The organism is Rothia sp. 11273D007AR, from assembly GCF_053547255.1.
Map to the genome: position 1 here is coordinate 1 of NZ_JBPPWJ010000007.1, position 26,762 is coordinate 26,762.

Annotated in this window: 26 protein-coding genes; 8 read left to right on the forward strand and 18 right to left on the reverse strand. The window is 62.4% G+C overall.

Annotation, left to right across the window (positions count from 1 at the left end; genetic code table 11):
* Window positions 1-171: 171 nt before the first annotated feature.
* The 6 genes from proC to ACED88_RS05000 all read right to left on the reverse strand — a co-directional run bounded on the left by proC (window position 172) and on the right by ACED88_RS05000 (window position 7,938).
* Window positions 172-1,023, reverse strand: a complete 852-nt coding sequence (gene proC / locus ACED88_RS04975; RefSeq protein ID WP_449109019.1) for a pyrroline-5-carboxylate reductase — start codon at window positions 1,021-1,023, stop codon at window positions 172-174.
* Window positions 1,017-1,841 carry a sugar phosphate isomerase/epimerase family protein gene (locus ACED88_RS04980; RefSeq protein WP_449108925.1) on the reverse strand — a complete coding sequence of 275 codons (825 nt, stop codon included), beginning with the start codon at window positions 1,839-1,841 and terminating at the stop codon, window positions 1,017-1,019. Before ACED88_RS04980 ends, proC begins: the two co-directional genes overlap by 7 nt.
* 2 nt (window positions 1,842-1,843) lie before the next feature.
* Window positions 1,844-2,830: a Ppx/GppA phosphatase family protein gene (locus ACED88_RS04985; protein WP_237222505.1), complete on the reverse strand. Its 987-nt coding sequence runs from the start codon at window positions 2,828-2,830 to the stop codon at window positions 1,844-1,846.
* A 74-nt stretch (window positions 2,831-2,904) separates the two neighbouring features.
* Window positions 2,905-5,730, reverse strand: coding sequence for a type I DNA topoisomerase (gene topA / locus ACED88_RS04990; protein ID WP_449108926.1), 2,826 nt, complete (start codon window positions 5,728-5,730; stop codon window positions 2,905-2,907).
* Between the two features lie 138 nt (window positions 5,731-5,868).
* Window positions 5,869-6,288, reverse strand: a complete 420-nt coding sequence (locus ACED88_RS04995) for a pyridoxamine 5'-phosphate oxidase family protein (protein WP_237241598.1) — start codon at window positions 6,286-6,288, stop codon at window positions 5,869-5,871.
* 9 nt (window positions 6,289-6,297) lie between these two features.
* Window positions 6,298-7,938 carry a DUF7059 domain-containing protein gene (locus ACED88_RS05000; RefSeq protein ID WP_449108927.1) on the reverse strand — a complete coding sequence of 547 codons (1,641 nt, stop codon included), beginning with the start codon at window positions 7,936-7,938 and terminating at the stop codon, window positions 6,298-6,300.
* Between the two features lie 40 nt (window positions 7,939-7,978).
* Here ACED88_RS05000 and ACED88_RS05005 point away from each other — a divergent pair, with 40 nt between their 5' ends.
* The 3 genes from ACED88_RS05005 to ACED88_RS05015 are packed head-to-tail and all read left to right on the forward strand — an operon-like array spanning window position 7,979 to window position 8,920.
* Window positions 7,979-8,296 (forward strand): thiamine-binding protein, encoded by a 318-nt coding sequence (locus tag ACED88_RS05005; RefSeq protein WP_449108928.1) that lies wholly within the window; start codon window positions 7,979-7,981, stop codon window positions 8,294-8,296.
* On the forward strand, window positions 8,296-8,757 hold the full coding sequence (locus ACED88_RS05010; RefSeq protein ID WP_449108929.1) for a pyrimidine dimer DNA glycosylase/endonuclease V: 462 nt from the start codon (window positions 8,296-8,298) through the stop codon (window positions 8,755-8,757). Before ACED88_RS05005 ends, ACED88_RS05010 begins: the two co-directional genes overlap by 1 nt.
* Window positions 8,758-8,779: 22 nt before the next feature.
* Window positions 8,780-8,920: a hypothetical protein gene (locus ACED88_RS05015; RefSeq protein WP_237199616.1), complete on the forward strand. Its 141-nt coding sequence runs from the start codon at window positions 8,780-8,782 to the stop codon at window positions 8,918-8,920.
* 121 nt (window positions 8,921-9,041) lie between these two features.
* Here the strand turns inward: ACED88_RS05015 and ACED88_RS05020 are convergent, their stop codons facing one another.
* Genes ACED88_RS05020 through ACED88_RS05030 form a run of 3 tightly spaced genes read right to left on the reverse strand, consistent with a single transcriptional unit; the run spans window position 9,042 to window position 10,946 of the window.
* Window positions 9,042-9,575, reverse strand: a complete 534-nt coding sequence (locus ACED88_RS05020) for a GyrI-like domain-containing protein (RefSeq protein ID WP_449108930.1) — start codon at window positions 9,573-9,575, stop codon at window positions 9,042-9,044.
* Entirely contained in the window at window positions 9,572-10,456 is an 885-nt protein-coding gene (gene trhO, locus ACED88_RS05025; protein ID WP_449108931.1) for an oxygen-dependent tRNA uridine(34) hydroxylase TrhO, read from the reverse strand. The genes ACED88_RS05020 and trhO overlap by 4 nt, the downstream gene beginning before the upstream one ends.
* A 49-nt stretch (window positions 10,457-10,505) precedes the next feature.
* Window positions 10,506-10,946 (reverse strand): pyridoxamine 5'-phosphate oxidase family protein, encoded by a 441-nt coding sequence (locus tag ACED88_RS05030; RefSeq protein WP_237199618.1) that lies wholly within the window; start codon window positions 10,944-10,946, stop codon window positions 10,506-10,508.
* 178 nt (window positions 10,947-11,124) lie between these two features.
* Here ACED88_RS05030 and ACED88_RS05035 point away from each other — a divergent pair, with 178 nt between their 5' ends.
* Window positions 11,125-13,683 carry a DEAD/DEAH box helicase gene (locus ACED88_RS05035; protein WP_449109020.1) on the forward strand — a complete coding sequence of 853 codons (2,559 nt, stop codon included), beginning with the start codon at window positions 11,125-11,127 and terminating at the stop codon, window positions 13,681-13,683.
* On the opposite strand, the gene ACED88_RS05040 is transcribed toward ACED88_RS05035, so the two are convergent.
* The 6 genes from ACED88_RS05040 to ACED88_RS05065 form a co-directional block, all read right to left on the reverse strand.
* Window positions 13,680-14,072: an Rv3654c family TadE-like protein gene (locus ACED88_RS05040; protein WP_449108932.1), complete on the reverse strand. Its 393-nt coding sequence runs from the start codon at window positions 14,070-14,072 to the stop codon at window positions 13,680-13,682. The two genes, ACED88_RS05035 and ACED88_RS05040, sit on opposite strands and share 4 nt — an antisense overlap.
* Window positions 14,069-14,449, reverse strand: a complete 381-nt coding sequence (locus ACED88_RS05045; RefSeq protein ID WP_431464131.1) for a TadE family type IV pilus minor pilin — start codon at window positions 14,447-14,449, stop codon at window positions 14,069-14,071. The genes ACED88_RS05040 and ACED88_RS05045 overlap by 4 nt, the downstream gene beginning before the upstream one ends.
* Window positions 14,450-14,584: 135 nt before the next feature.
* Entirely contained in the window at window positions 14,585-14,884 is a 300-nt protein-coding gene (locus tag ACED88_RS05050; protein ID WP_431464130.1) for a DUF4244 domain-containing protein, read from the reverse strand.
* Window positions 14,885-15,216: 332 nt separating this feature from the next.
* On the reverse strand, window positions 15,217-15,804 hold the full coding sequence (locus ACED88_RS05055; protein WP_449108933.1) for a type II secretion system F family protein: 588 nt from the start codon (window positions 15,802-15,804) through the stop codon (window positions 15,217-15,219).
* A complete protein-coding gene (locus ACED88_RS05060; RefSeq protein ID WP_449108934.1) occupies window positions 15,801-16,547 on the reverse strand; it encodes a type II secretion system F family protein in 747 nt (248 codons plus the stop codon). The genes ACED88_RS05055 and ACED88_RS05060 overlap by 4 nt, the downstream gene beginning before the upstream one ends.
* Window positions 16,541-17,800 (reverse strand): TadA family conjugal transfer-associated ATPase, encoded by a 1,260-nt coding sequence (locus tag ACED88_RS05065; protein ID WP_449108935.1) that lies wholly within the window; start codon window positions 17,798-17,800, stop codon window positions 16,541-16,543. Before ACED88_RS05065 ends, ACED88_RS05060 begins: the two co-directional genes overlap by 7 nt.
* A gap of 112 nt (window positions 17,801-17,912) precedes the next feature.
* On the opposite strand from ACED88_RS05065, the gene ACED88_RS05070 reads away from it, so the two are divergent.
* Window positions 17,913-19,682: a bifunctional 3'-5' exonuclease/DNA polymerase gene (locus ACED88_RS05070; RefSeq protein ID WP_449108936.1), complete on the forward strand. Its 1,770-nt coding sequence runs from the start codon at window positions 17,913-17,915 to the stop codon at window positions 19,680-19,682.
* Window position 19,683: 1 nt separating this feature from the next.
* Here ACED88_RS05070 and ACED88_RS05075 read toward each other — a convergent pair whose 3' ends face one another.
* Together ACED88_RS05075 and nth are read right to left on the reverse strand one after the other, a co-directional pair.
* On the reverse strand, window positions 19,684-20,316 hold the full coding sequence (locus tag ACED88_RS05075) for an NUDIX hydrolase (RefSeq protein ID WP_449108937.1): 633 nt from the start codon (window positions 20,314-20,316) through the stop codon (window positions 19,684-19,686).
* Window positions 20,317-20,434: 118 nt separating this feature from the next.
* The gene (nth, locus tag ACED88_RS05080; RefSeq protein WP_449108938.1) at window positions 20,435-21,337 is read right to left on the reverse strand and encodes an endonuclease III; all 903 of its coding nucleotides are present in this window, start codon (window positions 21,335-21,337) and stop codon (window positions 20,435-20,437) included.
* A 179-nt stretch (window positions 21,338-21,516) separates the two neighbouring features.
* On the opposite strand from nth, the gene acs reads away from it, so the two are divergent.
* The 3 genes from acs (at window position 21,517) to ACED88_RS05095 (ending at window position 25,424) form a co-directional block, all read left to right on the forward strand.
* Window positions 21,517-23,454 carry an acetate--CoA ligase gene (gene acs, locus ACED88_RS05085; RefSeq protein ID WP_449108939.1) on the forward strand — a complete coding sequence of 646 codons (1,938 nt, stop codon included), beginning with the start codon at window positions 21,517-21,519 and terminating at the stop codon, window positions 23,452-23,454.
* A gap of 221 nt (window positions 23,455-23,675) precedes the next feature.
* A complete protein-coding gene (gene aroQ / locus ACED88_RS05090) occupies window positions 23,676-24,131 on the forward strand; it encodes a type II 3-dehydroquinate dehydratase (protein ID WP_449108940.1) in 456 nt (151 codons plus the stop codon).
* Window positions 24,132-24,140: 9 nt separating this feature from the next.
* Entirely contained in the window at window positions 24,141-25,424 is a 1,284-nt protein-coding gene (locus ACED88_RS05095; RefSeq protein ID WP_449108941.1) for an APC family permease, read from the forward strand.
* On the opposite strand, the gene ACED88_RS05100 is transcribed toward ACED88_RS05095, so the two are convergent.
* A complete protein-coding gene (locus ACED88_RS05100) occupies window positions 25,421-26,593 on the reverse strand; it encodes a MarP family serine protease (protein WP_449108942.1) in 1,173 nt (390 codons plus the stop codon). The genes ACED88_RS05095 and ACED88_RS05100 overlap by 4 nt on opposite strands.
* Between the last annotated feature and the right edge of the window lie 169 nt (window positions 26,594-26,762).

Sequence of the window (26,762 nt, forward strand, 5' to 3'; positions counted from 1 at the left end):
GCTAGCTTGTGGGGTTGGTTGCCTTGTGTTGATTGGGTTGTGGGGGTGTTGGGGACACACTTTTCTGCCTATAAACCGACAAAAGACAGCAGGCTGCCCTACCCCACTCCACAAGGAGTTTTGGTAGCACAGCCTGCTGTCATAGGGCCTTTTGCTTAGGCTATCTCTGTACTATTTTTCAGAGCTGAACTCCTCGGTCATCTCGTCATTCCGAGCGACACAGGCCCGCATAGCGGTCTCGGTCAGCTCGAAAAGACCACCATCAATGTAAGCGGTAATCGCCTTATCTGTGGTTCCCTTGGGGCTGGTAACCGCCTTACGGAGATCCTGGGGGTTGGGGTCAGCATCCAGCAGATAGCCCGCGCCCGCCACCGTAGCGGCTGCTAGCTCGGTAGCAGTTTTTTCGTCCAGGCCCAGCTTAACTCCAGCATCGGCCATGGTTTCTGCGAGTAAGAAGGCGTAGGCAGGGCCCGAACCAGATACGGCGGTCACCGCCCCCATCTGCTCTTCCTCAACCTCAATCACCCGGCCTGCTGCCCCCAGAACCGAAGCAGCAGCGTCCTTCAGCTCCTCGGTCACGGTCTGCCCCACCGAGATAGCAAGCACGCCCTTGCCCACCCGCGAAGGAGTATTGGGCATGCAGCGGATTGCGGGCTGCCCCTCGGGCAGGGCCCGCTGTAAGGCTTCCAGGGTGATACCGGCAGCAACCGACACCACTACAGTATTCTCACCCAGAGCCGGTGAAATTTCGCGGGCAAGATCAAGGATCGCGTAGGGCTTGACACCCAGCAGTACCACGTCGGCCCCTTCAGCGGCTTTGAGGTTAGCCTGCGCATCGTCCTCACCGGCAAGGATGGTTACGCCCTGAGCCCCCTCCCCCAGCTTTTCACGCAGGGTAGAGATGCTGGCGTGAGAGCCAACGGTCGCGCGCACAGAGGTAGGGTCGGTACCCGCAGCAAGCAGGCCCGAGGCAATCGCTCCGTTCATGGAGCCGGTTCCGATAAAAGCAACGGTAGTCATGATGTTCTCCTAGCTAGGTGGGTGCGAGCGAACTGCAGGGTCTCGTAGAGCATGTCGTCGCGGGCCCCTGCTCCCTTGGCCTTGCGGGTTGATACTTCAGCGCAGACAACGCCGTCGAAATCGCTGGCTGCGATGTACTGTAGGGTTTCGGCGACGGGCTGGGTGCCGTGGCCGGGTACCAGGTGTTCGTCCATGACCTTATCACCGGATCCGTCGGTCAGATGCACGTGCCCCAGACGGGAGCCGATGCGTTTGACGGCTTCGAGGGAGTCGTCCCCGGCTGCGGCTGCGTGGGAGAAGTCCCAGGTCATCCAGTCGTAGTCGAAGCGGGAGGGGTCCCAGTGGGGGGCGTACATCTCTACCGCGTGGCCTTTGATGGACCAGGGGTACATGTTTTCCACGGCAATTTTAACGTTTTCGAGCTCTGATATTTCGCGTACGCCCGCAACGAAGTTCTTGGCGTAGAGCTTCTGCCAGCGGAAGGGCGGGTGGGCGACAATGACGTCCGCCCCTACCGCCTTGGTCATTTTGGCAGCCATCTGCATTTTGTTCCATGCCCGGCCCCAGACCTGCTGGGTTAGGAGCAGGGTGGGGGCGTGAATGGCGGAGATGGGGATCTGGTATTTCTGGATTAGGTCGAGCAGGTCGTGGGGCTCTTGGGAGAGGGCCGAGTGGGTGATCATGACTTCCACGCTGTCGTAGCCCAGGTCTACGGCGGTTGAGAAGGTTTCGGGTACGCCGAGCGGGAAGAGGCAGGAGGTAGAAAGTGCCACCGGCACGGGTTTACGGGCGGACGGGTTCTTGGGTGCGTCGGTGCTCATGGCTAGTCCTGCACGAATTCAGCGAGGGAGCGGGGGTCGATCATGGCTTCGGGCCCCTGCTGGGAGAGGTAGTTCATACGTCGTAGTACCAGGCCCTCGCGCAGGGCCCAGGGGGAAACGCGCATGCGGTCTACACCAAAGACGGCCATGGCGGTTTCTGCCGCGATAGCCCCGGCTAGCATCTGTTCAGCGCGGACGTCTGAGACTCCGGGCAGGCCGGCGCGTTCTTCGGGAGGCATAGCTTCCAGGCGGCGGGTCCAGAGTTTGAGGTCTTCGAGTGACATTTCGCGCTTGACGAAGGGGCCTGCCGAGTAGGGGGCTGCCCCGCAGATACGGGCGAGGGAGCGGAAGGTTTTGGAGGTGCCCACGACCATGTGGGGCTGCCCGTAGGCCAGCAGGGTCTCGGCAACGGGTTCTAGGGTTTCGCGCACGTACTTGCGGAGTTTTTTGATTTCCTTGGGGGACGGCACGGGGGCGCTGAACCAGTCGCCGGTTAGGCGGGTGGCACCCAGCGGCACGGAGATTGCGTCGTCGGGGTAGGCGTCCATGCCGGTGGAGAACTCGAAGGAGCCGCCGCCGATGTCGAAGTTGAGAATGCGTCCGGCGCCCCAGCCCTGCCAGTGGCGCACGGCGTGGTAGGTGATAGCGGCTTCCTGGTCGCCGGTGATTTCGGTGAGGTTGACGCCGGTCTGGTTCTGCACGTGTTGCAGGACTTCGGGGCCGTTTTTGGATTCTCGAATGGCACTGGTAGCAAAGGCCAGCAGGTCTTCTGCCCCGTGCTCAATCGCGTAAAGCACCGCAGACTTCACAAAGGCGGTGAGGCGGTCGCGGCCCTCGTCGGTGATATTGCCGTCCGCGTCAATATAGCGCACCAGCTGCAGGGGTTCCTTGTGGGCTGCGGTGTAGGCTTCGGGGCGGGAGCCTAGCTGCCCCTCAATCAGAAGCAGGTGGCCGGTATTTGAGCCAATATCGAGCACGCCTAGACGCATGGGTCCCCCTTGAGTGGTGACAAAAAGTTTTCCTGCCTACCAGTGTACAAGGATGGGACCCACGCGATAACCGACTACTCGCCCGCTTTCTGAGCAGTGCTCTTCTTGGTCGCAGTCTTCTTGGCTGTGGTTTTTTTAGCCGTGGTTTTCTTGGCCGCCGGCTTCTTGGCGGCGGTCTTGCGCTTAACCGGGCCCTTAGCTCGTTTCTCAGCGAGCAGCTCAACCGCGCGGGTGTGGGTGAGGGACTCGATGGTTTCGCTACGGGGCACCGTAATGTTGGTGACGCCGTCGGTGATGTAGGGGCCGAAGCGGCCGTCCTTCACCACGATTTTCTTTTCAGAGACCGGGTCTACACCGAGCTCAGCCAGCGGGGGCTTGGCCGCGCCGCGTCCGCGTTGCTTGGGCTGGGAGTAAATCTCCAGGGCCTGCTCCAGGGTGATAGAGAAAATCTGATCCTCGGTCTCCAGAGAGCGGGAGTCGGTGCCCTTCTTCAGGTAGGGGCCGAAACGGCCGTTCTGGGCGGTAATTTCGGTGCCTTCGGCATCGGTACCGACCACTCGGGGCAGGGCCATAATCTTGAGGGCGTCATCCAGGGTGACGGTTGCCAGATCCATGGACTTGAAGAGGGAGCCGGTGCGGGGCTTTTCAGCCTTGGGCTTCTTCTTGGGCTTGGGCTTGCCGTTCTTGTAGTACTCGGTGGGCTGGGCGTCCATCCAGGCGGCAATTTCTTCCTCGGTCATCTCGGGGATAACCTCGGTGACGTAGGGGCCAAAACGGCCGTCACGGGCCACGATGGTGCGGCCGGTGGCCGGGTCAACGCCGAGTTCACGGCCGTCGTTCTTACCGGCTTCCAGCAGTTCAGCGACCTTTTCTTCGGTCAGCTCATCGGGTGCCAGATCAGCCGGTACGTTGGCGCGGATGGGGTCCTTGATTTCGCCGGTTTCGGTGTCAATCTCGCCGCCAGTCTCAAGGTAGGGGCCGAACTTGCCTACGCGCAGGTTGACCCCGGGGGCGACCTCTACAGAGTTGATTGCGCGGGCGTCGATGTCACCCAGGTTGTCAACGATGGGCTTGAGACCGCGCTTGTCTCCCCCACCGAAGTAGAAGTGAGACAGCCACTCGGGGCGGGCCTCTTCACCGCGGGCAATGCGGTCAAGATCTTCTTCCATTTCGGCGGTGAACTCGTAGTCCACGTACTTGGCGAAGTGCTCTTCGAGCAGACGGACGACCGAGAAAGCAGTCCAGGAGGGCACCAGGGAGCCGGAGCGGTTATTGACGTAGCCGCGGTCCATGATGGTGGAGATGACGGCTGCATAGGTTGAGGGACGGCCAATGCCGAGCTCGTCCATAGCCTTGACCAGGGATGCCTCGGTGTAGCGGGGCGGGGGTGAGGTTTCGTGGCGGGCAGCTTCGATATCGCTACCGCGCAGGGAGTCGCCTTCTGCCAGGTTGGGTAGGCGCTTGTCGTCCTTACCGTCCTTGGTCTCGCCCTTACCTTCTTCTCCGCGCTTGACGTCCTGACCCTCCTCGTAGGCAGCCAGGAAGCCGCGGAAGGTGATGACGGTACCGGAGGCTGCGAATTCAGCCTCACGGCCGTCGGCGGCGGTAGCGCCTAAGCGGACGGAGGCGGTGGAGCCCTTGGCATCTGCCATCTGGGAGGCGACGGTGCGCTTCCAAATCAGCTCGTAGAGGCGGAACTCGTCAATGCTCAGGGCACTCTTGACCTCGGCGGGGGTACGGAAGGAATCCCCTGCGGGGCGGATTGCCTCGTGGGCCTCCTGGGCGTTCTTTGACTTGGAGGTATAGACACGCGGGGAGGCCGGCACATAGTCAGCACCGTAGAGCTCAGATGCCTGCTTGCGGGCTGCCTGAGTTGCCTGATCAGACAGGGCAACCGAGTCGGTTCGCATGTAGGTGATGTAGCCGTTCTCGTAGAGGCGCTGGGCTACCTGCATGGTGGAGCGGGATGAGAAGCGGAGCTTGCGGGCGGCCTCCTGCTGCAGGGTTGAGGTGGTGAAGGGGGCGGCAGGACGGCGGGTGTAGGGCTTGGTGTCGACCGAGCGGACGGCGAAAGCGGCGGACGCCAGCGCGGTAGCCAGGGAACTGGCGGCAGCTTCATCCAGGTGGGCAACCTTACCGGCCGAGGCAGGCTTGAGGGTGCCGTTATCGGCAAAATCCTTGCCGGTGGCGACGCGGGCACCGTCAACGGCTGATAGCTTGGCGGTGAAAGACTCGGCGGTCTCGGTGGTGAAGGTGCCGGTCAGATCCCAGTAGGTGGCTGAGCGGAAGGCCATGCGTTCGCGCTCGCGTTCAACAACTAGGCGGGTGGCAACGGACTGGACGCGGCCAGCTGACAGGCCGCGGGAGACCTTGCGCCAGAGCACCGGTGAGAGCTCGTAGCCGTAGATGCGGTCGAGCACACGGCGGGTTTCCTGGGCATCAACCAGGTTGTTGTCGATCTCGCGCAGTTCCTTAAAGCCGCGCTGGATAGCTTCTTTGGTGATTTCGGGGAAGGTCAGGCGGTAGACGGGTACCTTGGGCTTGAGGACCTGTAGCAGGTGCCAGGCAATAGCTTCGCCTTCGCGGTCACCATCGGTTGCCAGGTAAAGGGCATCGGACTCTTTGAGCAGGCGCTTGAGCTCGGTGACCTTCTTCTTTTTATCGGGGTTGACCACGTAGTAGGGTTCAAAGCCCTCGTCAACGTTGACAGCGAACTTGCCGACGGGGCTCTTTTTGAGCTCATCGGGCAGCTCTGAAGGCTGGGGAAGGTCGCGGATATGCCCCATGGAGGATTCAACGATGAAGGCATCGCCCAGGTACCCGCTGATGGTTTTTACCTTCGAGGGGGATTCCACGATCAGCAGTGACTTGCCGTGCTCGGTGGTTGCCTGAGTGGGCACAGAGGGCTCCTTGGGGTTGGTTTTACGCGTGTATGCACAACAATAGCCGACTTACCGCGCTTCGTGTCTACTTAGACCGGTGTGACCTTTGAGAGCTGAGAGCGGGGCGGGCGTCAAAGACCCGCCCCGCCGCGAGGTTTAGAGCTCGTCGGTGGGCTCTGCCCCGATTTCGAACTCGCGGCCGCTGATGCTTACCGGCTGCACCTCGACCCAGTTGGTCTTATAGGTGGGGGAATAGGTGCGCAAGCCTAGGGCTTCAACTGCATCGAGGTCGGCTTCGCTGGTCAGCCAGTGGGCATTGCCGTGAACAACGACGGAGCGGGCGACGCCGTCCTTCACCTCATCAATTTCGAAGGCAGCCTTGCGGCTAATCACAACTTCTGAGAGCTTCTGGCCAGCGGCGGTACGGAAGTAGATTTTCTTCTCGTGCACCACAAAGTTAACGGGGTAGATATCTACCTCCCCGCCTACAGCCAGGGCCAGGCGTCCAAACTCGTGGGCGGCAAGCAGCTCCCAGCAGCGATCTTCGGTCAGGGTTTTAATAGGGTTCTCTACCATGGCCTCAGTTTAGTCGCCCGAATCAAGGCGCAAGAAACCCTTTTCAAGAAGTTCGCGCATGTTACTGATTAATACTTGTCTGGGTTCTTCGGTCTCCCAGTCCAGCAGGGCAGCTAGGGCACCGACGATTTGTCCGGCGGTCAGTTCCCCGTCGCAGGCCGAGACAAAGCCGGAAGTCTCAGTGGTTTCTAGGATGGTGCGGCGCAGGCCTGCCCCCGCCCGCAGCAGAATAACCGAGGGATGCTCGGAGCCGGGGGTGGAGTGGCGTTCTTCGGTGACGTCGCCCGCTACCACCAGGTGCTGCTCAAGCAACTGTTCATCGCTCAGAGCTGTGACCTGATCAAAGTGCTCCACCGCCTCGGTGATGAATGGGGCGATGGGCTGCTGGATGGGGTAGGTGATTTCTTCGAAGCGGTGTAGGCGTTCCCCTGCGGACGCCGGGTTCGGCTTACGCAGCCAAATCATGCCAAACCCGATGGAGCCAACGCCGCGGGAGGCGAAGTCGCGCAGGTAGGCGGTGTAGGCGGCTTCAAAGTGGGCGGGATCGCGGTTTTCGCTGGCGTCGCGCAGCCAGGTTTCGGCGTACTGTTCTGGTTCAAGTACCTCGCGCTGGATGAACCAGGCTTCGGTCTCATCCCCCACCCAGGTGCGGGGGCGGTCTGCCCAGTCGACGGGGCCGTCCTGCCCGTCAACGGGGATTTCCCAGTTACCCAGCATCTGGGCGCGCCCACCGGGGGCGAGCACGGTGGGTAGTTGCTGCACCAGGGTTGAGACGATACCGTCCCCTGCCATGCCGCCGTCGCGGTAGGTGAATTGGTCTTCGGGGCTCTCGTGGTCGCTGCGCGGGGTGATAACAAAGGGCGGGTTAGAGACCACCAGGTCGAAGGTTTCACCGGCGACAGGTTCGAGCAGGGAACCTAAGCGCAGGCTCACGCGCTCTTCGAGGTTGGTCGCGTCAAGGTTCAGGGCGGACGCGTTGAGCAGCAGGTTGAAGCGGGTAAAGGCCAGGGCGCGCTCAGAAATATCGGTAGCGGTCACGTGACGGGTGTGGGCCAGCAGGTGGAAGACCTGGATGCCGCAGCCGGTGCCCAGATCGAGGGCCCGGTCTACGGGGGTTCGCTCGGTGAGCTGGGCCAGGGTAAGGGAGGCATGGCCGATACCCAGCACGTGGTCCTTCCGCAGGACGCCGGGGCGCTGGTGGGCACCCAAATCGCTGGCTACAAAGAGTTCGGTTCCATCGTCGGCGGCGTGCGGCCGCAGGTCTACAGCGGCCTGCACCAGGCCGTCCTCGGTGGGCTCCGCCAGCCCCAGGTCCAGCAGCAGGTCCAGACTACCTGCCCCCAGGGCGTCCTCAAGGTCCCCACCGGGCAGGGCGGTGCCAAAGAGGAAGAAGCGCACCAGCTGGGCCAGGTTCCGCTGGGCGGTGGTAAAGGTTTCTGATGTGGCCTCCTGCCCCAGAATCTGGCTCACCCGGTAAAGGCCGGGCACCACCTGGTCGCGGGTCATGGCCTCAAAAGCGCGGGCCCCCAGCAGCTCCTCGATACCGTCGTAGGTGTAGTTGAGCTCGGTCAGGGCAGCGTGCAGGCGGGTGAGGGCGGCAGTATCGGCGCTGACGGGGGCACCGGGAACACGGGAAAAATCAGAAGTCATCACGCTCTCTATTTAACCGTATGAGCGGTACGGTAGAGACATGTTATTTGCTTTCTCAGTAGCTCCCACCGGCGGTGGCGACCCCTCCGGGTCCGTCCACGAGGCCGTTGCAGAAGCCGTCCAGATTGTCCGCGACTCAGGTCTCCCCCACCGCACCGACGCCATGTTCACCACCATCGAAGGTGACTGGGACGAGTGCATGGCCGTCATCAAAGCCGCCACCGAAGCTGTTGGCAAGTACGGCAACCGGGTCTCCCTGGTACTCAAGGCCGATATTCGCCCAGGTCACGATTCGGGCGAACTCACCGGCAAACTCGACCGCCTCGAAGAAGCCATCACCCGCAGAGCTGAAGGCTAATGCGTATCTGGTCTGTGCACCCCTCCCTGCTCGATGCCAAGGGGCTAGTGGACTGCTGGCGTGAGACCCTGCTTGCCCAGAAAGTGCTCCAGGGGCTCACCCAGGGCTACACCAACCACCCCCAGCTGAACCGTTTCAAAGCCTCTAGTGACCCCCTGGCCTACATCTGCACCTACCTGCACGGGCTGGCTGATGAGGCTGATAGACGGGGCTATAACTTCAACCGCAGTTTGCTGGTGTTCCCTGCTCAACCTGAGTTGTCACCGCTACCGGTTACCGACGGCCAGCTAGACTACGAAATCTCATTTTTGGCAGAAAAAGTAAAAGCCCGTTCCCCACAGTGGTATGACCAGCGTTTTTCCACGTCACCCACTAAAGTCACCCACCCGCTCTTCACCGTCGTACCCGGCCCCATCGAAAACTGGGAAAGGTTAAATAGTAATCAAGGTGATTTTTTCTAGAGGTCTGGGTTATATTTACCTTATGGCAAATGCAGAAAAAATTGCCGAACTGGAAAAGTCCATCGCTGACTGGAAGGAAAAGGCCGCTAACGGTGGCCCCGACTTCATCGCAGAGATTATCGAGAAGCTTGAGGCCGAACTGGCCGTAGAGCAGAACTCCTAAAGATTTTTCCCTTCGGTATTACCACACCAGTTCAACCGTTATCCAGGGGCGCGCAAGCGCACATACTTTAGAGAGAAATACCTCCCGCATATCGCACTGCGGGAGGTATTTTATTGTTTCTTTAAGCGGCCTGCGGGCTCGTTACAGCCTGCCAGAGATACATACGGTAGTTCTCGTCGGTGATTTCACCGGGCCCGTACACCTCTAGGCAGACGCCGGTAGGCTCCAGCCCCTTCGAGGGGATAAAGGTGCTGGCCAGGTGGTTGAAGCCCGCCTTGATATGGGCAGGGGGGATGCCCGGGGTAATGGCCCCCTGCACCAAGACGGTAGCGTACATAGCGGCCGGTACCATCACGCCGGTCAGCCCCAGGGCTGCAACGTCCTTAATGCCGCCGGGCACAATGAAACCCGCCGTGTAGGTAAAACCGGTATCGTTGGCGTCCGGCATGACGACGCCCACCTTCTGCAGCTTTTCTACCGCAGCCAGACGCTGGGCAGCCAGGGCGCCCCCTCCCGATTCAAGCGTGCTGTAGAGGCGCTCCCACCAGGAACCGAAGTCGCTCTCTTCGGTCGCGGGGTCGGTGACGCCGGCGACCATGAAGGTACCGTACTCAATCAGAGCTGTTTCGTAGACCGGGGTTTTCTGCTCACTCATGCTGACGCTGCCGCAGCCTCGCGCTCGGCCTCTGCTTTGGCCTGGCAGTCGGGGCACAGGAGCACCAGGTCACGCACCCCGTCCACATCGAGGTTGACGAAGGTATTTGCCTTAGCGCCGCAGTGTTCGCACTCGCCGATTGTGACGGTGTCGGGTGAGAAGTCCATGTGCTGGCGCTTGTCGAAGATATAGAGTGAGCCCTCCCAGAGGCCGGAGTCGCCGTACTTTTCGCCGTAGCGCACGATGCCACCGTCAATCTGGTAAATCTCTTTGAAGCCGCGGTTCTTCATCAGGGCCGAAAGAATTTCGCAGCGGATACCGCCGGTGCAGTAGGTGATAACGGGCTTGTCTTTAAGGTCATCGTACTTGCCCGATTCGATCTCTTGAATGAAATCGTGGGTGGTGCGCACATCGGGCACAATAGCGTTCTTGAACTTACCGATTTTTGCTTCGAAGGCATTGCGGCCGTCGAAGAAGACGACCTCATCGCCGCGTTCTTCAACCAGCTTGTTCACTTCTTCGGGCTTCAGGTGCACGCCGCCGCCCACCACACCGTTTTCATCGACGATGAGTTCATCGGGGGTACCGAAGGCGACAATCTCGTCGCGGGCCTTTACCGAGAGGCGGGGGAAGTCGCTAGCGCTACCGTCGGACCACTTGAGTTCGAGCTTTTCGAAGCCCGGGTACTGGCGGGTAGTCTTACCGTACTGTTTCAGGGCGTTGATGTCACCGCCCAGGGTACCGTTGATGCCGTGCTTAGAGATCAGGATGCGGCCGGTCAGGCCCAGCTTCTCACAGAGGGCACGCTGCCACAGCATCACGGCCTTGGGGTCGGTGACAGGGGCAAAGCAGTAGTAGAGGATAATTTTTTCTTGAGACACACCCCTATTTTAGACCTTATGCCCCTCGGTGGGGCGGCGACTGGCGCTTCTAGCCCAGGCGGAAGCGGCGCCCGGTCATTTTCTGCGGGGTCAGCTCCACAAACTCCAGCTTCTCGGTATCGAGCCAGGGCTCAAGGTTGAGCTTGCCAACGTAGTCAATGTCGCGGGTCTCTGTCAGCAGGCGGGCTGTGGCAAAGACATTGACCGAGTAGGCGTGGTTACCCTCGGCCCGGTCAAACTGCACGGTTACTTTCTCGTTGAGCAAAAGCTGGGTGAGCTTGCTACCGGAGGCGGTGCGGAAGAAGATACGAACCCCGTCGGTCACAATGTTGAGCGGGGTGATGTGCACGTAGCCGTCCTCGCCTACCGTACCCAGACGGGCAAACCGCGTGCCCTCAATCAGCTCCCAAATCTGCTCTTCGGTGAGGACTGTGACCACAGGCTCCTGCTCGGTGGCCTTCTTACCCTGAATGTTCATTGGAATACTCATACAGCCCATTATCCCACCCCTTATAGTGCAGGTCACAGATAACGAGGGCAGAAAGAGCAAATATTTACGCGCGCTCTCGCGGTGCCATAATAGACGGGTGCCTACCGATGCCCTTCCCTCGCGCTCACACCCAGCCGGAGCCCCGTCCACTCGCGCTCCCCAGCCCGATGAGCTGGCCGTGGTGCTCGACCAGCTGGGGCTGGCGTCCTTACCTGAGCAGGTCACCCATGTGCGCACCCTACCTGCCCGGCGCGCAGAAACTGCCCCCTGGCCGTCCTGGGCGCACCCGCGGGTGGTTGAGGCCTACCAGAACCTAGGGGTCGCCGAGCCCTATCTACACCAGGTGCAGGCGGCAACGGCCGCGCACGACTCCCCCGGCAACCGGCACGTCATTCTGGCAACGGGAACCGCCTCGGGAAAGTCCCTGGCCTACCAGCTACCCGCCCTTGACGCTATCTACCGGGGCGAATTCGAGACCCAGGCTAGCGGCTTTGATTCAGGCCGGGCAACGGCCCTCTACCTCTCCCCCACCAAGGCCCTGGCGGCAGACCAGCTAGCCTCCCTACGCAACTTAGGACTTCCCGGGCTCGTGGCTGAGAGCTACGACGGCGATACCCCGCAGGCCGACCGCCGCTTTATTCGCGAGCGCGCCAACTTCATTCTGGCTAACCCGGATATGCTGCACCACGCTATCTTGCCCAACCATACCCGGTGGGCTGGTTTTTTGCGCAAGCTCAAGTATGTGATTGTGGATGAGGCCCACGGCTACCGGGGCGTCTTTGGGGCCCATGTTTCTCTGCTGATGAGGCGCTTGCGACGGGTATGCCGCTACTACGGTGCTACCCCGGTGTTTATTGGGGCATCTGCTACTAGCGCTGAGCCTGCTGAGTCTTTTGCCCGGCTGATTGGGTCGCGGCCCACCGCGGTTACTGCGGTAACTGAGAGTACCGCTCCGCGCGGTGCTACCCACGTGCTCTTGTGGGAGCCGGAGTTTACCGATGCGGTTGCGGTCAATGACAAGCTTTCTGCCCACGCCAATGGGGTGAGCGTTCGGCCCGGTGCCCAGGGCAGTGGTGCGGGTGAGAACGGGGCGCCGGTGCGTAAGTCGGTCATTACCCAGAGCGCTGAGATGCTCACCGACCTGGTGGTGAACCGTACCCGCACGATTTCCTTTATCAAGTCCCGTCGCGGGGCTGAGGCTATCGCGCAGACCGCTGGCCGCTATCTCGATGAGGTTGAACCCGGCCTTTCTGCCCGTATCGCAGCCTATCGGGCGGGCTACCTGCCCGAGGAGCGGCGGGCCCTTGAGGCCAGCCTGCGCCGGGGTGAGATTCTGGGTGTAGCCTCGACCAACGCCCTGGAGCTGGGTATTGATATTGCGGGGCTGGATGCCGTGTTGGTGGGCGGCTGGCCGGGGACGCGGGCGTCCTTTTACCAGCAGATAGGGCGAGCGGGCAGGGCTGGGCAGGACGCTTTTGCGGTGCTGATTGCCAGCGAGGATCCCCTCGATACCTATCTAGTACATCACCCCGAAGATATCTTTGACCGGCCGGTAGAAAAAACCGTCTTCGACCCTGAAAACCCCTATGTGCTCAGCCCGCACCTGTGTGCTGCGGCGGCTGAGATTCCCCTGCGCCGGGAGGAGCTCATGGTTTTTGGGCGGTCCACTGAGGCACTCCTGGGGCGTCTGGTGGAGCAGGGTTACTTGCGGCAACGTGCCACCGGCTGGTTTTGGACGCACCCGGAATCTGCCAGTGATTTTGTGAACCTGCGAGGAGGCGGCTCTCCCCTACAGATCATTGATATTGAGACCGGTAGCGTGATCGGCAGTATGGATGATGGTCATGCTCATTCTCAGGGGCACCCGGGTGCTATCTACACCCATCAGGGTAAGACTTTCGTGGTGGAAGATCTTGATGAGGACAACAAGGTTATTGCGGTCTCGGCAGTGAGCCCCGATTATTACACCCAGTCCCGTGATATCACCGAAGTGACCGTACTGGGTGCTGAAGAATCGCAGCAGCAGGGGCAGGTGTCGTTGAACTACGGCAGGGTGCGGGTTCGTTCCCAGGTGGTGGGCTACCAGCGGAAGTCCCTGGTGGGCCAGCAGGTTCTGGGTGATGAGCCACTTGACCTTGCCCCGCAGGAGTTGCAGACCAGGGCTATCTGGTGGGCTATGCCCGCTACCCTGTTGCACGCTGCGGGTATTCATGAGAGGGATATCCCCGGTGCCCTGCATGCCGCTGAGCACGCCGCTATCGGTCTGCTCCCCCTGGTAGCTACCTGCGACCGGTGGGATATCGGTGGTTTATCGACCGCCTTTCATATCGATACCGAACAGCCCACGATTTTCGTCTACGACGGCCACCCCGGCGGGGCTGGCTTTGCCGAGCGGGGCTTTGAGCAGGTGGGGCACTGGTTGCGGGCCACTCTCGATACGATTTTGGCCTGCGAGTGCGATCTGGGCTGCCCTTCGTGTGTGCAGTCCCCCAAGTGCGGTAACCGGAACGAGCCCCTGCATAAGGCCGGCGCTGCCCGCCTCTTAGCGGCCCTCTTGGTGGAGGCCGGTGAGCTTACCGATGAGGAACGAAGAAAACTGCTCGAGCCCCTGGGGCAGGTGGCTGATAGCCCGGCAGGCGAGTTTTCACCAGCTGGAGTGCAAGCAGGTAGGGAGCCCAAACCAGTGAGCGCAACGGAATCCTTGACCGGCGTCGCTTCTGTTGAAGATCCCTTCTAGCCTTCTTCCCCTGCTCCGGAAGAGGTCGGCGGCCCTGCCCGGGAGAGACCCTGGGCAGGCCCTAAGAAGGCAAAGGGACCGGGTATATCGACAAAGGTGCGCACGTCCACCGTCCCACCCAGCCCGGCTGGCTGACCGCAACCACCCAGGTGGGCCCCGTTAGCGAGGGCAACACGTTCGGCTACTGCGCAGGGCTCTCCCGGAGTAAGACCTCGTGCGGCGTCTGCTGCGGCAAGGGCTGCCATATCGGCTGCGGCGGCTGCCCGGTGTTGAGCGGTGATAACCCCAATGAGCCCGGCACAGGTAGCCCCGAGAACAAGAAGAGCGCAGACTAGGCCCACCGTGGCAACGGTGCTACTTCCTCGTTCCCCATCGAATCTACGATTCACGGGTCTGCCCTCCCGGTAGTTGTGCTGTGTTCGGTGAGGGCTTGGGCATCTGCTGTCAAGGTCCAGCCGCTGAGCTGGCCTACCAGCCCGGGTGCGGCTCTGCTCACGCTGACCACCGTCATGTCATCTACCTGGGCCAGGCTCACAGCAGCCTCGGGGTCAATCTCTTGCACAATACGGGTGACAGTTTCGGCAGTCTCACCGCGCGCGGCAGCTCTGGCTCCCAGGCGAGCGCCCTCTTCGAGCTTGAGCTGTACGATACCCGTTGCCGCAGCTCCCAGTACCAGGGCCAGAATGAACACGATACCGGGCAGAACCACCGCAAATTCTGCGGTACTGGAGCCCCGTTCTCGCTCTTGAGTCGCTTTTCTTTGCATACTGTCACCACCGTGGAATATTCGCTGACGGCCACTCACAATGCATGTGTGGTTTCTTGGGGTAGGGCAGTGCCCCTGCCTGTAACCGTCTGCTTGCAAGTTTTGGAAGAGCTACGGCTACAGGCAGGGTAGCCCTTAAGCGCCGGTTGAGAGCGCGGTCTGCACGATACCTAACAGCATCTGGCGTACTTCCTCAGATTTGAGAATAACTACCAGCAGACCGGCAAAGCCCACAGCTGCCAGCATGACGATGCCGTATTCAGCGGTGGTTGCGCCCGCCTCACTATCGTCAAGACCGGCCCGAACAAGCTGCCCTTCCACCACATCTGACTCGCTCTTAGCCCGATGCTGTAGTCGTTGATCGACAGCAGCTAAATGCTCCTTACGACTGGTTCGCTCGCTACCGATTAGGGGTAATAAGGGGTGTTTCAACACGGTATCCTCCTTGATGTAGAGCCGCCCAGCTACGGTGCTGGGCTGCTTTGGTTGTTGTGGTGCTCTCGGGTGAAGGTGGGGTAAGGGGCGGGTAAAGGTGGTGGAGAAAGACGCCGGGGCCTTCACCCGAGATACCTGTAGCCTGTCAGAGTCCCGACTGAGCTGTACAGGGTGGCACCCCCTGTGGATAAATCGTCCTCTGCTACTGCCCCGTGCTTATGGGACGTGCGGGCACTGCTTGCTCTGAATTTGGTGAAGCTATGACGCAACTGTGACGCTTTAGAAGGTTATTTTTCTTGCCTGTGAACAAGGGCCGGGGAGCCCCGAGTTCCTTAGAAAAGTGACGGCAGGAGAGCGATAAGCACCGGTACCACTCCTAGACAGATAAAGGACGGCAGCGAGCATGCTCCCAGGGGCACCACCAGTTTGACCCCTAGACGGGCTGCTGCCTTTTCGTAGGCTCGCTGCCGGTGGCGCCGCTGCCGCTGAGCCAGAACCCGCACCAGCTGGGCGCCCGGGGCACCCGTGCTCAGCGTCAACCCAAGGGCTTCGCGAATACCCTCTAGCTCTTTGGCAACCGGCGGAGCCCAGGCGTCCGCCCAGCTCTTTCCCCGGTAGAGGCCTTCCACCACCGCGGCTAGCTCCGCCCGGTGTCTTCCATTTTCAAGCTGACCAAGCTGCTGCAACACCGCCGGGACCGAGAGCCCGGCAGCAAGCATAGTAGCTGCCATATCCAGGTAGAGGGCACCGTCCAAGGCGGGAGCGGACGACGGGAGAGGCTGTTCTTCACCCTGTTGCTTTTCTGAGGCTGCCTGCCCCCGCCCTGCCCCAGCAGAAACTGCGCTCCGGCGTCTTAGCACCAAAAGTAGAGCTGCTCCCATCAGGCAGGCGCAGCTAACGCACAGTACCAGGAAGATCATTGCCCCTCCTCAGCCCTACGAATCAGGTGGGCAGTCCAGCGGTTCCCGCACCAGGCCAACACCAGACCAATAAGCCCGATGAGGGCGCCCGGGACCGACCCCAGGAGAACCCCCAGCGGGTCAGTTCCCATCACAATTCCCAGCCCTAGCCCGATAAAGGGCAGCCAGGAAAGAATCCGCCCCGTAGCCCGCGGACCGCTCAGGGCAGTTTCCCGCTGCTGCCGCAGGTCAATCTCCGTCTCAAGGTAACGAGCAAGGTGCTCGAAGACCTGCGCTAAAGACGCCCCGGTGCGCTCGCCCACCTGCCAGCAGGCAGCCACTGCAGCGGCTCCCTGCCGCACGCTATCTCGCACTTCGCTCTGCACCGCTGCCTGCTGGTAGACAGGAGCCAGCGGACGCCCCTGGCTAGCTGCCGTGCTAGCAGCCTCAAACAGTTGGGCTATCTGAGCCCGGGCGTCTTCCAAGACCTGCTGCTGACGGGAAGCAGGGCTAAGAAACCTCAGGAGCCTCACCCGGCTGGTCGCACTGTGACGCGCGGGGGCTACATCGGGTTTTCCTACGGCCAAGCCCGCCAGGTAAACAGCTACCTGAGTGCAGGCCGCCGCCGGAGTACACCCGGCCTTGAGCAGAGCGGCAAGGCGCCAGATGGCGTCCGGCCACAGTTCCAGCTCTTCGATACTGGCAGGGGCAGCCCGTCGCGCTAGCCCCTTCTTACTGATCTTCCGGGAGCTCAGCCCTAACACGCTACACCCGCCTCGGCACCCTCCCACAGTCCTGCTGCTCGGCAGAGCTCTTCGCTCCCGGGGTGCCAGCGCAAGTAGGTACCCCGCCGGCGAGGTTCCACGGTGCAGACCGGCTCAACGGCAAGCTCAGGGGCACCGGTGAGCCGGTAGACCCCGCGAACAAGCCGCTGCCCTTTCTCCCGCTCAAGGTGCACAATGTAGTCCAGAGCGGTCGCAGCTTGAAGAGCTACCGCCTGGCTACTCACCCCGGCCAGAGCCCCCATGGCATAGAGCCGAGCCGGCACAGCCTGGGCTGAGTTGGCGTGCACGGTAGTGCCGCTACCGGCGTGACCGGTATTCATGGCAGTGAGCATATCCATGACTTCAGCACCGCGGCATTCGCCCACCACCAGCCGGTTGGGCCTCATGCGAAGGGCCTGGCGAATCAACTCGGCCAGCCCCACCTCCCCCTGCCCCTCAGCGTTAGCTGCCCGGGCTTGCAGGCTCACAGCGTGCGGGTGATCCAGATGTAGCTCAGAGGTGTCCTCCACAAGTAGCAGGCGCTCACCGGCGTCCGCCTCCTGCAGCAGGGCACCTAACAGGGTTGTTTTTCCGGTGCCGGTTCCGCCGCTGACCAGCAGGTTAGCCCGCGAACGCACCAGGTACCGCAGCACCAGTTCCAGGCCTCGCCCCAGCATTCCCCGCTCCTGGAGCTGGCGCAAGGACGGGCGCTGGGCCGGTTGCAGGCGCAGGGAGAGCAGGGTTCCGGAGCGGCTCAGGGGCGGCAGCAGGGCGTGGATGCGGATGCCCTGGGCTGTCTGGACGTCAGCGGCAGGGTAGGCGTCGTCCAGGCGGCCACCGGCCGAAAGAATGAGTCGGGTGGCCAGGGCTCTGACGGCCTCGTCGTTAGGGAAAGTGATGGCAGCCCGGCGCAGGCTACCGGCAGCCTCGTACCACACATCTCGGGGGCCGTTGACGAAGATATCGGTGAGATCTGGCTGAGTCAGCAGAGGTGTGAGAGGGCCCAGGTCGGTTTCGGCTGGCTCTATAGCCAGCAGGGGTAGCTCCTGGGGCAGGGCGGTGGGCTCGGCAGCCGATCCCGGTGTGGAAGGCACCTGCGCTCTAGGCTCGGCCTCGGCCTGTTCATTGGAAGCGGGCTCTCTTGCTACAGGCTCGCTGGCCAGGAACTCGCTGATCTGGGACTCGTTAACTGGGAGCTGGGGCTCAAAGAAGCGGCGCCGCGACCGGCGCACACGCAGATTAGTATCGGGCATGGCTACCTTTCGGGTAGACCCAGTACCCGGCGTCTTTCTCCTGTTCCCCTTTATGCCACAGAAGAAGTGCCGTGTCTAGCCCTGTGAACAGCGCAAACGGCATAATAGAAAGATGTACATCGTGCTTGGCCCAGCGACCTCCCCCGGCGATACGCCCCTGTGGGAGGCCATTACGCTGAACGACACCGGCTCAGGCACCCACCGCATTTTCCCTTTCGCTAAGCTCCCCGACTTTGTGCGCGCGGTAGAAGCCCAAAACCCGCACCGGGTGATTCGCTGGGCCTGGGCGGACGCCCGCGAGCTCATGCCCGCCCTGCTGGCAGCTGGCGTCTCACCGGCGTCCTGCCACGACCTGCGCCTAGCCCAGCGAATCCTGCTCACCGCCGCCACCCGCGCCCAAAACCGGCTGCCCTACACCCCCACCATCGACCTCACCCCCGAACCCGCGCCTCCGGCAGGAGTGTTACCCGCCAGACGACAAATCGAGGGGCAAACCTCCCTCTTTGATGACCTGGGCTCAGCCTCCCCCGAACAGCACGAGGCAGCCGGGCCAACCGCGTCCGCCCTGCTCGCCGAACTCCGCGCCCAGCTAGAGGCCGTCGCCGCCTGCCCCGCCCCCGCCCGGCTCTCCCTCCTACTCGCCGCAGAATCCCAGGGCGCCCTCATCGCAGCCGAAATGAAGCACTACGGCATGCCCTGGAACCGCACCATCCACGAAAAAATCCTCGAACACGCCCTCGGTCCCCGCCCCGCAGGCTACGACCGCCCCTACAAGATGGAGCGCCTCGCCGCCCGCATCCGCGAAGAGCTCGGCGCCCCCAACCTCAACCCCGACTCACCCCAAGAAGTCCTCAAAGCCCTCCAGGCAGCCGGCCATTCGGTCACCTCCACCCGCAAGTGGGAACTCACCGAATGGGCCAACGCCGTCCCCCACCTTCGCGAAGAACGCTGGCAACTCGTCCGCCCCCTGCTCGACTACAAACGCCTCGCCCGCCTCTACACCGCCAACGGCTGGAACTGGCTCGACACCTGGGTAACCAACAACCGCTTCCACCCCACCTACGAAGTCGGCTCCGCCGCCACCGGCCGCTGGGGCGGGCACGGCGGCGGCGCCATGCAAATACCCAAGGACGTCCGCCCCGCCATCCGCGCCGAAGAGGGCATGATGCTCACCGTCGCAGATGCCGCCCAAATCGAACCCCGCGTCCTCGCCGTCATGAGCGGCGACCGCGCCCTCGCCGTCGCCGGACGCGGCACCGACCTCTACCTCGGCATCGCCCACATCGGCGAACGCACCGGCAGCGTGCTCAACGACCGCTCTCACGCCAAAATCGCCCTGCTGGCCGCCATGTACGGGGCCACCACCGGCGAAGGCGGGCAGCTCATGCCCCACCTCAAAAAAATGTTCCCAGCCGCCATCGTCCTCACCGAACGTGCCGCCGACGTAGGCCTCCGTGGCGGGCAGGTCACCACCTACCTAGGGCGCACCTCCCCAGCACCCTCCCACGCCTGGTTCCAAGCCCAACGCAACCAGGTCACCGCAGCCGACGAACGCGCCGCCCGCTCAGCCGCCCGCGCCCACAGCCGCTTCACCCGCAACTTCGTCATCCAGGGAACAGCCGCCGAATGGGCCATCATCTGGATGGCCCAAATCCGCAAACGCCTCCGCACCGAACGCCGCTTCGGCAAGCGCATGCAAACCCGCCTGGTCTACTTCCTCCACGACGAAATCATGCTCTACGGGCCAGTCGGCGAATCAGCCCGCGCCGCCGAAATCGTGCGCGAATCGGCACAAGCTGCCGCCGAACTCATCTTCGGCCCCACCGACGTCGAATTCCCCGTCACCGTGGTCACCACCGACGACTACTCGCAGGCTAAATAGGCTAACTCCCAGCTTCCCGGGTGCGCTTCTTATCCCAGGGCTCTTCCCAGCCCAGCTCTTCAAAGACGCGGGAGAGCAGGTTGCCGGTAAAACCCCAGATGGTAAAGGGGGCGAAGTCGCCAGTTACCTCAAAAGCTGGGGACTTATGCCGGGCTCTTCCCCGGGTCACCGTCATGGTTAGCCGATTATCCGGGTTGAGCAAATCTGCCACCGGCACACGAACCACCAGGGTTGACTCGTTCCGGTCTACTGCCTCCACCGGGGTCGGCAGATCCCACCAGCCCAGCACGGGAGTCACCCGGTAGTTACTGACCGGTAAGTCAACGGCCGGGAGTTGCCCCAGCAGGCGCACGCCGTCTGCATCCAGACCGGTTTCTTCTACAGCCTCCCGCAGGGCAGCTACCTGCTGAGCGGTTCGGCCGGTGCGGGCCGCCTCATCATAGTCCTCAGGGTCAATCCGCCCACCGGGCAGGGCAGGCTGGCCAGCGTGGTGGCGCAAGGCATCCGACCGTACCAGAACCAGCAAATCAATATCTGAAGCTACCGTGCCGCACCCGGTATTCTGCGCCGGAGCATCATCGAGCACCCCCATCAGCACCAAGACAGCAGCATGCTTGACGCTACCCGGCTCCATCTGCCCTATCGGCCACGAGTCCTCCGGGCGTACGATGCTCGGGGCCCGCTCCGCCAAATCCTGGAGAGCCACCAAGGCGGGGTGCTGCCCTGCGACCTCTTCCCCTAACGTCTCTTTCCTAAGCACTGAGCGTCCACCCCTCTGCCCGCACCTGGCGACGAGTTGCCCCCTGCACAAAGCGCAGGTGCAGGCGCTCGCGCCCCGGAGCCATCTCGTATTTGAGCAGTTTCTCTGCCGCTACCGGGTCGGTTTCCCCGCTGCCGTAGGCCGGGCAGAGGTCAGCAACGGGGCAGGCCCCGCAGGCCGGTTTTTGGGCATGGCAGATTCGGCGACCGTGGTAGACCAGGCGGTGGGAAAGCTGGGTCCAGTCCTTGGGTTCAAAGAGTTCGGCGACATCGCGCTCGACCTTAACGGGGTCTTCTTCGGTGGTGAAGCCAAAGCGGCGGGCTAGGCGGCCGAAGTGGGTATCAACGGTAATTCCCGGCTTGCCAAAGGCGTTACCCAGCACGACGAAAGCGGTCTTCCGCCCCACACCGGGGAGTTTGACGAGGTCCTCCAGGGTAGCTGGTACCTGCCCGCGGTGGTCTGCCACCAGCTGGGCAGCCAGATTCACGATTGCCTTGGCCTTAGAGCGGTAGAAGCCCAGGGGCCGCACAATGTCTTCTACGTCTTCGATTCGGGCGGACGCCAGCGCCGCCGCATCGGGGTAGCGGGCAAAAAGTTCGGGGGTGGTGGCGTTCACGCGCACGTCGGTGGTTTGGGCTGAGAGCACGGTAGCCACCAGAAGCTCAAAGGGGTTATCAAAGTCGAGTTCGGCAACCGCATAGGGGTAGGTCTCCCCCAAAATACGGTTGATTTTGCGGGCGCGACGAGTGAGGGCTAGGAGGCTTTCGGTCTCACCGCCAGCTGCCGCGCGGGCGTGCTTTCGGGCGGACGCGCGCGCCTTAGGCTCGGGTACAGAGCGGGTTTCAAGCTGGGCGACCTCGTCAGGGCTAAGAGGTACATCGGCATGTAGAGGCATATACCCAAGCCTACCGCCGCCCGTCCTTGCGGTACCCGGGTTAGCTGCCACCGGCGTCCTGATTTCGCGTAACACGAACGCACAAATTTGTGACTAGCGCTACATGGTGCGCTAAGGTGAGAAAAAGTCCGTTTGTGGCGCACATCAATGACGCGCCCCACAGAACAGGAAGGCACACCATGACCGACACCCAGGACGTCTTCGCCCCCAGCGCCGAGTTCTCAGCCCAGGCCAACGCTCAGCCCGGCATCTACGAAGAAGCCAAAGAAAAAGGCACCGAATTTTGGGCAGAACAGGCCCGCAACCTGCTCACCTGGTACAAGCCCTTCACCGAAACCCTCGACTGGTCCAACCCGCCCTTCGCCAAGTGGTTTGCCGACGGCGAGCTCAACGCCTGCTACAACGCTGTAGACCGCCACGTCGAAGCTGGCAAGGGCGATCGCACCGCGATCCTCTTTGAGGGCGAGCCCGGCGATACCAAGTCCTACACCTACGCAGATCTCAAGGACGAGGTCTCCCGCGTCGCCAACGGTCTCGAGTCCCTGGGCGTCACCAAGGGCGACCGCGTCGCCATCTACCTGCCCATGATTGCCGAAGCCGTGATTGCCATGCTGGCTTGCGCCCGCATCGGCGCTGTGCACTCTGTCGTCTTCGGCGGCTTCTCAGCCGATGCCCTGCTCTCCCGCATCGAGGACGGCGAAGCCAAGCTGGTTATCACCGCCGATGGCTCCTTCCGCCGTGGCAAGCCCTCCATGCTCAAGCCCGCCGTCGACACCGCCCTGGCCAAGGGTGGCTCTTCGGTCGAAAAGGTTCTGGTCGTCAAGCGCAACGGCGAAGATATCAACTGGGTTGAGGGCCGCGACGTCTGGTGGCACGAGCTGGTTGCCGAGCAGTCCACCGAGCACGAGCCCTCCCGCCAGAACGCCGAAGACCCCCTCTTCATCCTCTACACCTCCGGCACCACCGGTAAGCCCAAGGGTATTCTGCACACCACCGGCGGCTACCTCACCCAGGGCGCTTTCACCCACAAGAACATCTTCGACCTCAAGCCCGAGACCGACATCTACTGGTGCACCGCAGACGTCGGCTGGGTCACCGGCCACTCCTACGTCGCCTACGGCCCCCTGGTCAACGGCTCCACCCAGGTCATCTACGAAGGCACCCCCGATGCCCCGCACCGCGGCCGCTTCTGGGAAATCGTGCAGAAGTACGGGGTGACCATCATGTACACCTCCCCCACCGCTATCCGCACCATGATGAAGTGGGGCGAGGACATCCCCGCCCAGTACGACCTGTCCACCCTGCGTGTGCTCGGCACCGTGGGCGAAGCCATCAACCCCGAAGCCTGGCGCTGGTTCCACCGCGTCATCGGCGGCGGCAAGTGCCCCATCGTCGATACCTGGTGGCAGACCGAGACCGGCGCGATCATGGTCTCCCAGCTGCCCGGCATCACCGCAGCCAAGCCCGGCAGCGCCCAGCAGCCCATCCCCGGCATCACCATCGACGTGGTGGACGACCTGGGCGAGTCCCTGCCCAACGGGCAGTCCGGCTTCCTGACCATCCGCGAGCCCTGGCCCTCCATGCTCCGCACTATCTGGGGCGACGACGACCGCTTCGTCGACACTTACTGGTCCCGCTTCGAGAAGATGTACTTCGCCGGTGACGGCGCCAAGCGCGACACAGACGGCGACCTCTGGGTTCTGGGCCGCGTGGACGACGTCATGAACGTCTCCGGCCACCGCCTCTCCACCCCCGAGATTGAATCAGCTCTGGTCTCCCACCCCGCCGTCGCCGAAGCAGCAGTTGTTGGTGCAGCCGACGAGACCACCGGCCAGGCCGTCATGGCCTTCGTCATCCTCAACGACGAGGCCAAGGCAGCAGGTCAGGACGAGACCGAGCTGGCCGAGCAGATTCGCGCTCACGTGGGCGTCGAAATTTCCCCGATTGCCAAGCCCAAGCGTGTGCTCATTGTTGATGATCTACCCAAGACCCGCTCCGGTAAGATCATGCGCCGTCTGCTCAAGGATGTGGCCGAAGACCGCCCGGTCGGTGACACCACAACCCTGGCAGACCCCACCGTCATGGAAGCTATCGAGGCTAACTTCAAGAAGGGTTAGCAGCGCGATATAACAGGATGTGGGGCATGCGTACCCGCCGACTAACCTTCTTGCTGGCTCGCAAGCTCGCAAGCAATTCATGCCAGCCCCAGCCAGTCGGCTTTGGCACGCATGCCCCACATCCATCGAAGTTAGTGTTCTTGACTAAATGCCCGCCCCAGTGTGCTCCATCTATGGCAGCAAGCTGGAGGCGGGCGTTTTCGTGTGAAAAACTAGAAGCTATGGCAACACCACAGACTGCACCACGACATATCTCCGTGATCAACGGCCCCAACCTCAACCTGCTCGGCGTGCGCAAACCCGAGATTTACGGGCGTACCACCCTGACCGACATCGAAGCCACCCTCCGCGCCCAGGCCGCCGAGCTGGGCTATGAGATTACCTTCATGCAGTCCAACCACGAGGGCGATCTGATTGACGCCATCCAGGCCGCCCGCACCGCGTCCGCCGGTATCATCATCAACCCGGCCGCCTACACCCACACCTCCGTGGCCCTGCACGATGCCCTTGAAGCGGCCGAGTTGCCGGTCGTTGAAGTGCATCTCTCCAACGTTCACCAGCGGGAGCCCTTCCGCCACCACTCCTATGTTTCTCCCCAGGCGACCGCCGTCATCGCCGGTGCCGGGGCCCAGGGCTACGAGCTGGCGCTCTCCTTCCTAGCCCACCATCTGGGCTAGTTCGGCACGATGGCTACCCAACCTCGGGCGCAGCTGACCCTCACCGACGCCGTCTACATCGGTGCCGGGTCCATGATTGGGGCTGGCCTCTTTGCCGCCTTCGCGCCGGCAGCGGCAGCAGCTGGGAACTGGCTGTTGCTCTCCCTAGCCCTAGCTGCCTTTCTCGCCTTCGCTAATGCCACCTCTTCGGCCCAGCTGGCTGCCCAGCACCCCGAATCAGGCGGCACCTACATCTACGGCAGCCGTCAGCTCGGCCATATCTGGGGCTTTGCAGCGGGGTGGTGCTTCGTCATCGGTAAAACAGCCAGCTGCGCCGCTATGGCTATGACCTTTGCCGCTTATCTGGCACCGGGCTATGAAAAGCTCCTGGCTATCGCCGCAGTTGCCGCCCTCACCGCCGTCAACTACAGGGGCATCACCCGTACCGCAGCCCTCACTAAAATCCTGGTCACTCTGGTGCTCCTAGCCCTGGCCGTCTTTTTCGGTGCGGTTCTCCTCGGGGTAGCTCCGGACCCCGCAGCGATTACTGCCAGCGCAGGGAGCGGGGCGGGAGCGTCCGCCGCACCCACTAGCCCGGCGGCAACTATCTACGGGGTCATGCAGGGCGCTGGCCTGCTCTTCTTTGCCTTCGCCGGCTACGCCCGTATTGCCACCATGGGGTCAGAGGTCAAAGACCCCGCCCGCATCATTCCGCGGGCTATCATCATTACCCTGACGCTGGTGGGCACCCTGTACCTGCTAGTTGCCCTCGCGCTCATCCACCAGCTGGGTTATGCGGGCTTGGCAGGAACGTCCGCCCCGCTGGCTGCGGCGGTAGGGTCGTCCGCACCCCTGAGCGCCCTCATGGGTATCGCGGCTTCCATCGGTGCACTCGGGACATTACTGGCCCTCATCACCGGCATCGGCCGCACAGGTCACGCCATGGCTACCCACCGCGACCTGCCCGCCTACTTTGCGCACCTGCACCCGGTCTACGGGGTACCCTACCGGCTAGAAATCACCGTAGCGGTGGCCGTGACCGCCCTGATTCTGTTCTTTGATGTGCGCAGCGCTATCGGCTTTTCGTCCTTCGGCGTGCTGCTCTACTACTGCGTGGCGAACCTGGCAGCCTTCACGCAAACCGTCCCCTACCGCCGCTACCCGCGCACCCTGCAGGTTGCCGGGGCAGCGGGCTGTTGCTTGGTGGTGGGGACGTTGCCGCCCGCCTCTATCGCAGGCGGGCTACTTCTGCTGGGGGTGGGGCTAGCGGTTTATCTTCTCTATGCCCGCCCCACCCAGATCGCCCAGCCTTAGCTGGGCACGCACTGGCCGGTAGCAACCTCGGGTGAGGCTGCGCTGACCTGAGCCAGGGCCTCAAGAATATGCGCCGCCGGGACGGCATAGCCGGTCTGGCTCTGGGTTGACTTGGCAAAGACCATAGCCATAACCTGCCCGTCCTCGGTGAGCACAGGTCCGCCCGAGTTACCCTGCTGCACCTGGGCAGCAAGCTGATAGACCAGACGAGAGGGGTTAGTTTCACCTGTTTGCGAATTGATGGTTTGGGTGTAACCCAACCCCTGAACTATTGCAGCCCGGCTCGTGAAGGGGCCGCCACCGGGGTAGCCCATGAAGGCAACTTCGGTTCCCGAAGCGACCTCGGCCTGGTTGACGGATAGGGGGGTGAGGTCAAGATCGGGGGCGCTGATAATCGCGATATCGCGTTCAGTATCGTAGTAGACCACATCGCCCGTTGCAGCCTGACCGTCGCGGCTCAGCAGGGTAGGGGTGCTCACGCCCGCAACCACGTGCGCGTTGGTCACCACGAGACCACCGTCCACCACGAAACCCGAACCCTCAGATGTGTAATTACAAGCCTGGGCTGCACCCACAACCTGCACCACCGACCAGCCAGCTTCTTCCAGCGCAGCTGTTTCAAGGGTGCCGAGCGGGGCGGACTGCTCGGGGTAAAGCAGCTGGGAGATTTCAGGAAGGCCAGTGGCCTGCACGATTTGGCCGCGGATCTCGGCGACCTTCTCTTGGGCGGAGGCCGGGGTCATCTGCATCATCCAGCTAATGACCTTAGAGTCTGCGGTCAAAGCGGTAAGAGAGGGAATACCCAGGGGCCGGACGACCAGCACCACCGTGACAATCACGAGCGAGGCCAGCACCATGTTGACTAATCCACCGGCAAGCCGCTCCAGACCTCGCAGGGGCGTGCGGTCGCTTGCCCTGCGGATAGCACTGCCCAGGGTCATACCCAGAGTCTGCCCCAAAACCAGGCAGGCAAGTACCGTGCCCAGCCCGGCCAGCAGGTACCACCGTGCATCAACCTGGTCAATGACCCAGGGGGTGGCGTAAATGGCTGCAACCGCACCCAGTACAAACCCAACAAAGGTACCCAGGGTGACAAAGAGCCCCTGCCGTACACCGGCTAAGAAGTAGAGGGCAATAATAGCAATAATGACCCAGTCAAGAACGGTCATGATTCTCCATTCAACGGGGAAGGCTAAATGGGCTAGGCTCCACCCTATGCCGCCTCAGCAAAAATAGACCGAGCGGACGCGGGGAGCTCTGCCGGGACTCAGCTCTCACAGGAATACCACAGCCTACACTCCCAACCTGAAAAAATAGGCGGAAACTCAGGAAAAATTC

What these genes read in the sequence shown, in the direction of transcription:
- aroQ (WP_449108940.1), top strand. Translation starts at nt 23,676, where the DNA reads ATGGCAACACCACAGACTGCACCACGACATATCTCCGTGATCAACGGC.
- acs (WP_449108939.1), top strand. Translation starts at nt 21,517, where the DNA reads ATGACCGACACCCAGGACGTCTTCGCCCCCAGCGCCGAGTTCTCAGCC.
- ACED88_RS05070 (WP_449108936.1), top strand. Translation starts at nt 17,913, where the DNA reads ATGTACATCGTGCTTGGCCCAGCGACCTCCCCCGGCGATACGCCCCTG.
- ACED88_RS05000 (WP_449108927.1), bottom strand. Translation starts at nt 7,938, where the DNA reads ATGACTTCTGATTTTTCCCGTGTTCCCGGTGCCCCCGTCAGCGCCGAT.
- ACED88_RS05045 (WP_431464131.1), bottom strand. Translation starts at nt 14,449, where the DNA reads ATGCAAAGAAAAGCGACTCAAGAGCGAGAACGGGGCTCCAGTACCGCA.
- ACED88_RS05095 (WP_449108941.1), top strand. Translation starts at nt 24,141, where the DNA reads ATGGCTACCCAACCTCGGGCGCAGCTGACCCTCACCGACGCCGTCTAC.
- ACED88_RS05030 (WP_237199618.1), bottom strand. Translation starts at nt 10,946, where the DNA reads ATGAGTATTCCAATGAACATTCAGGGTAAGAAGGCCACCGAGCAGGAG.
- ACED88_RS05075 (WP_449108937.1), bottom strand. Translation starts at nt 20,316, where the DNA reads ATGGAGCCGGGTAGCGTCAAGCATGCTGCTGTCTTGGTGCTGATGGGG.
- ACED88_RS05005 (WP_449108928.1), top strand. Translation starts at nt 7,979, where the DNA reads ATGTTATTTGCTTTCTCAGTAGCTCCCACCGGCGGTGGCGACCCCTCC.
- ACED88_RS05010 (WP_449108929.1), top strand. Translation starts at nt 8,296, where the DNA reads ATGCGTATCTGGTCTGTGCACCCCTCCCTGCTCGATGCCAAGGGGCTA.
- ACED88_RS05055 (WP_449108933.1), bottom strand. Translation starts at nt 15,804, where the DNA reads ATGATCTTCCTGGTACTGTGCGTTAGCTGCGCCTGCCTGATGGGAGCA.
- ACED88_RS04995 (WP_237241598.1), bottom strand. Translation starts at nt 6,288, where the DNA reads ATGGTAGAGAACCCTATTAAAACCCTGACCGAAGATCGCTGCTGGGAG.
- ACED88_RS04985 (WP_237222505.1), bottom strand. Translation starts at nt 2,830, where the DNA reads ATGCGTCTAGGCGTGCTCGATATTGGCTCAAATACCGGCCACCTGCTT.
- ACED88_RS05065 (WP_449108935.1), bottom strand. Translation starts at nt 17,800, where the DNA reads ATGCCCGATACTAATCTGCGTGTGCGCCGGTCGCGGCGCCGCTTCTTT.
- ACED88_RS04980 (WP_449108925.1), bottom strand. Translation starts at nt 1,841, where the DNA reads ATGAGCACCGACGCACCCAAGAACCCGTCCGCCCGTAAACCCGTGCCG.
- nth (WP_449108938.1), bottom strand. Translation starts at nt 21,337, where the DNA reads ATGCCTCTACATGCCGATGTACCTCTTAGCCCTGACGAGGTCGCCCAG.
- ACED88_RS05015 (WP_237199616.1), top strand. Translation starts at nt 8,780, where the DNA reads ATGGCAAATGCAGAAAAAATTGCCGAACTGGAAAAGTCCATCGCTGAC.
- ACED88_RS05020 (WP_449108930.1), bottom strand. Translation starts at nt 9,575, where the DNA reads ATGAGTGAGCAGAAAACCCCGGTCTACGAAACAGCTCTGATTGAGTAC.
- ACED88_RS05100 (WP_449108942.1), bottom strand. Translation starts at nt 26,593, where the DNA reads ATGACCGTTCTTGACTGGGTCATTATTGCTATTATTGCCCTCTACTTC.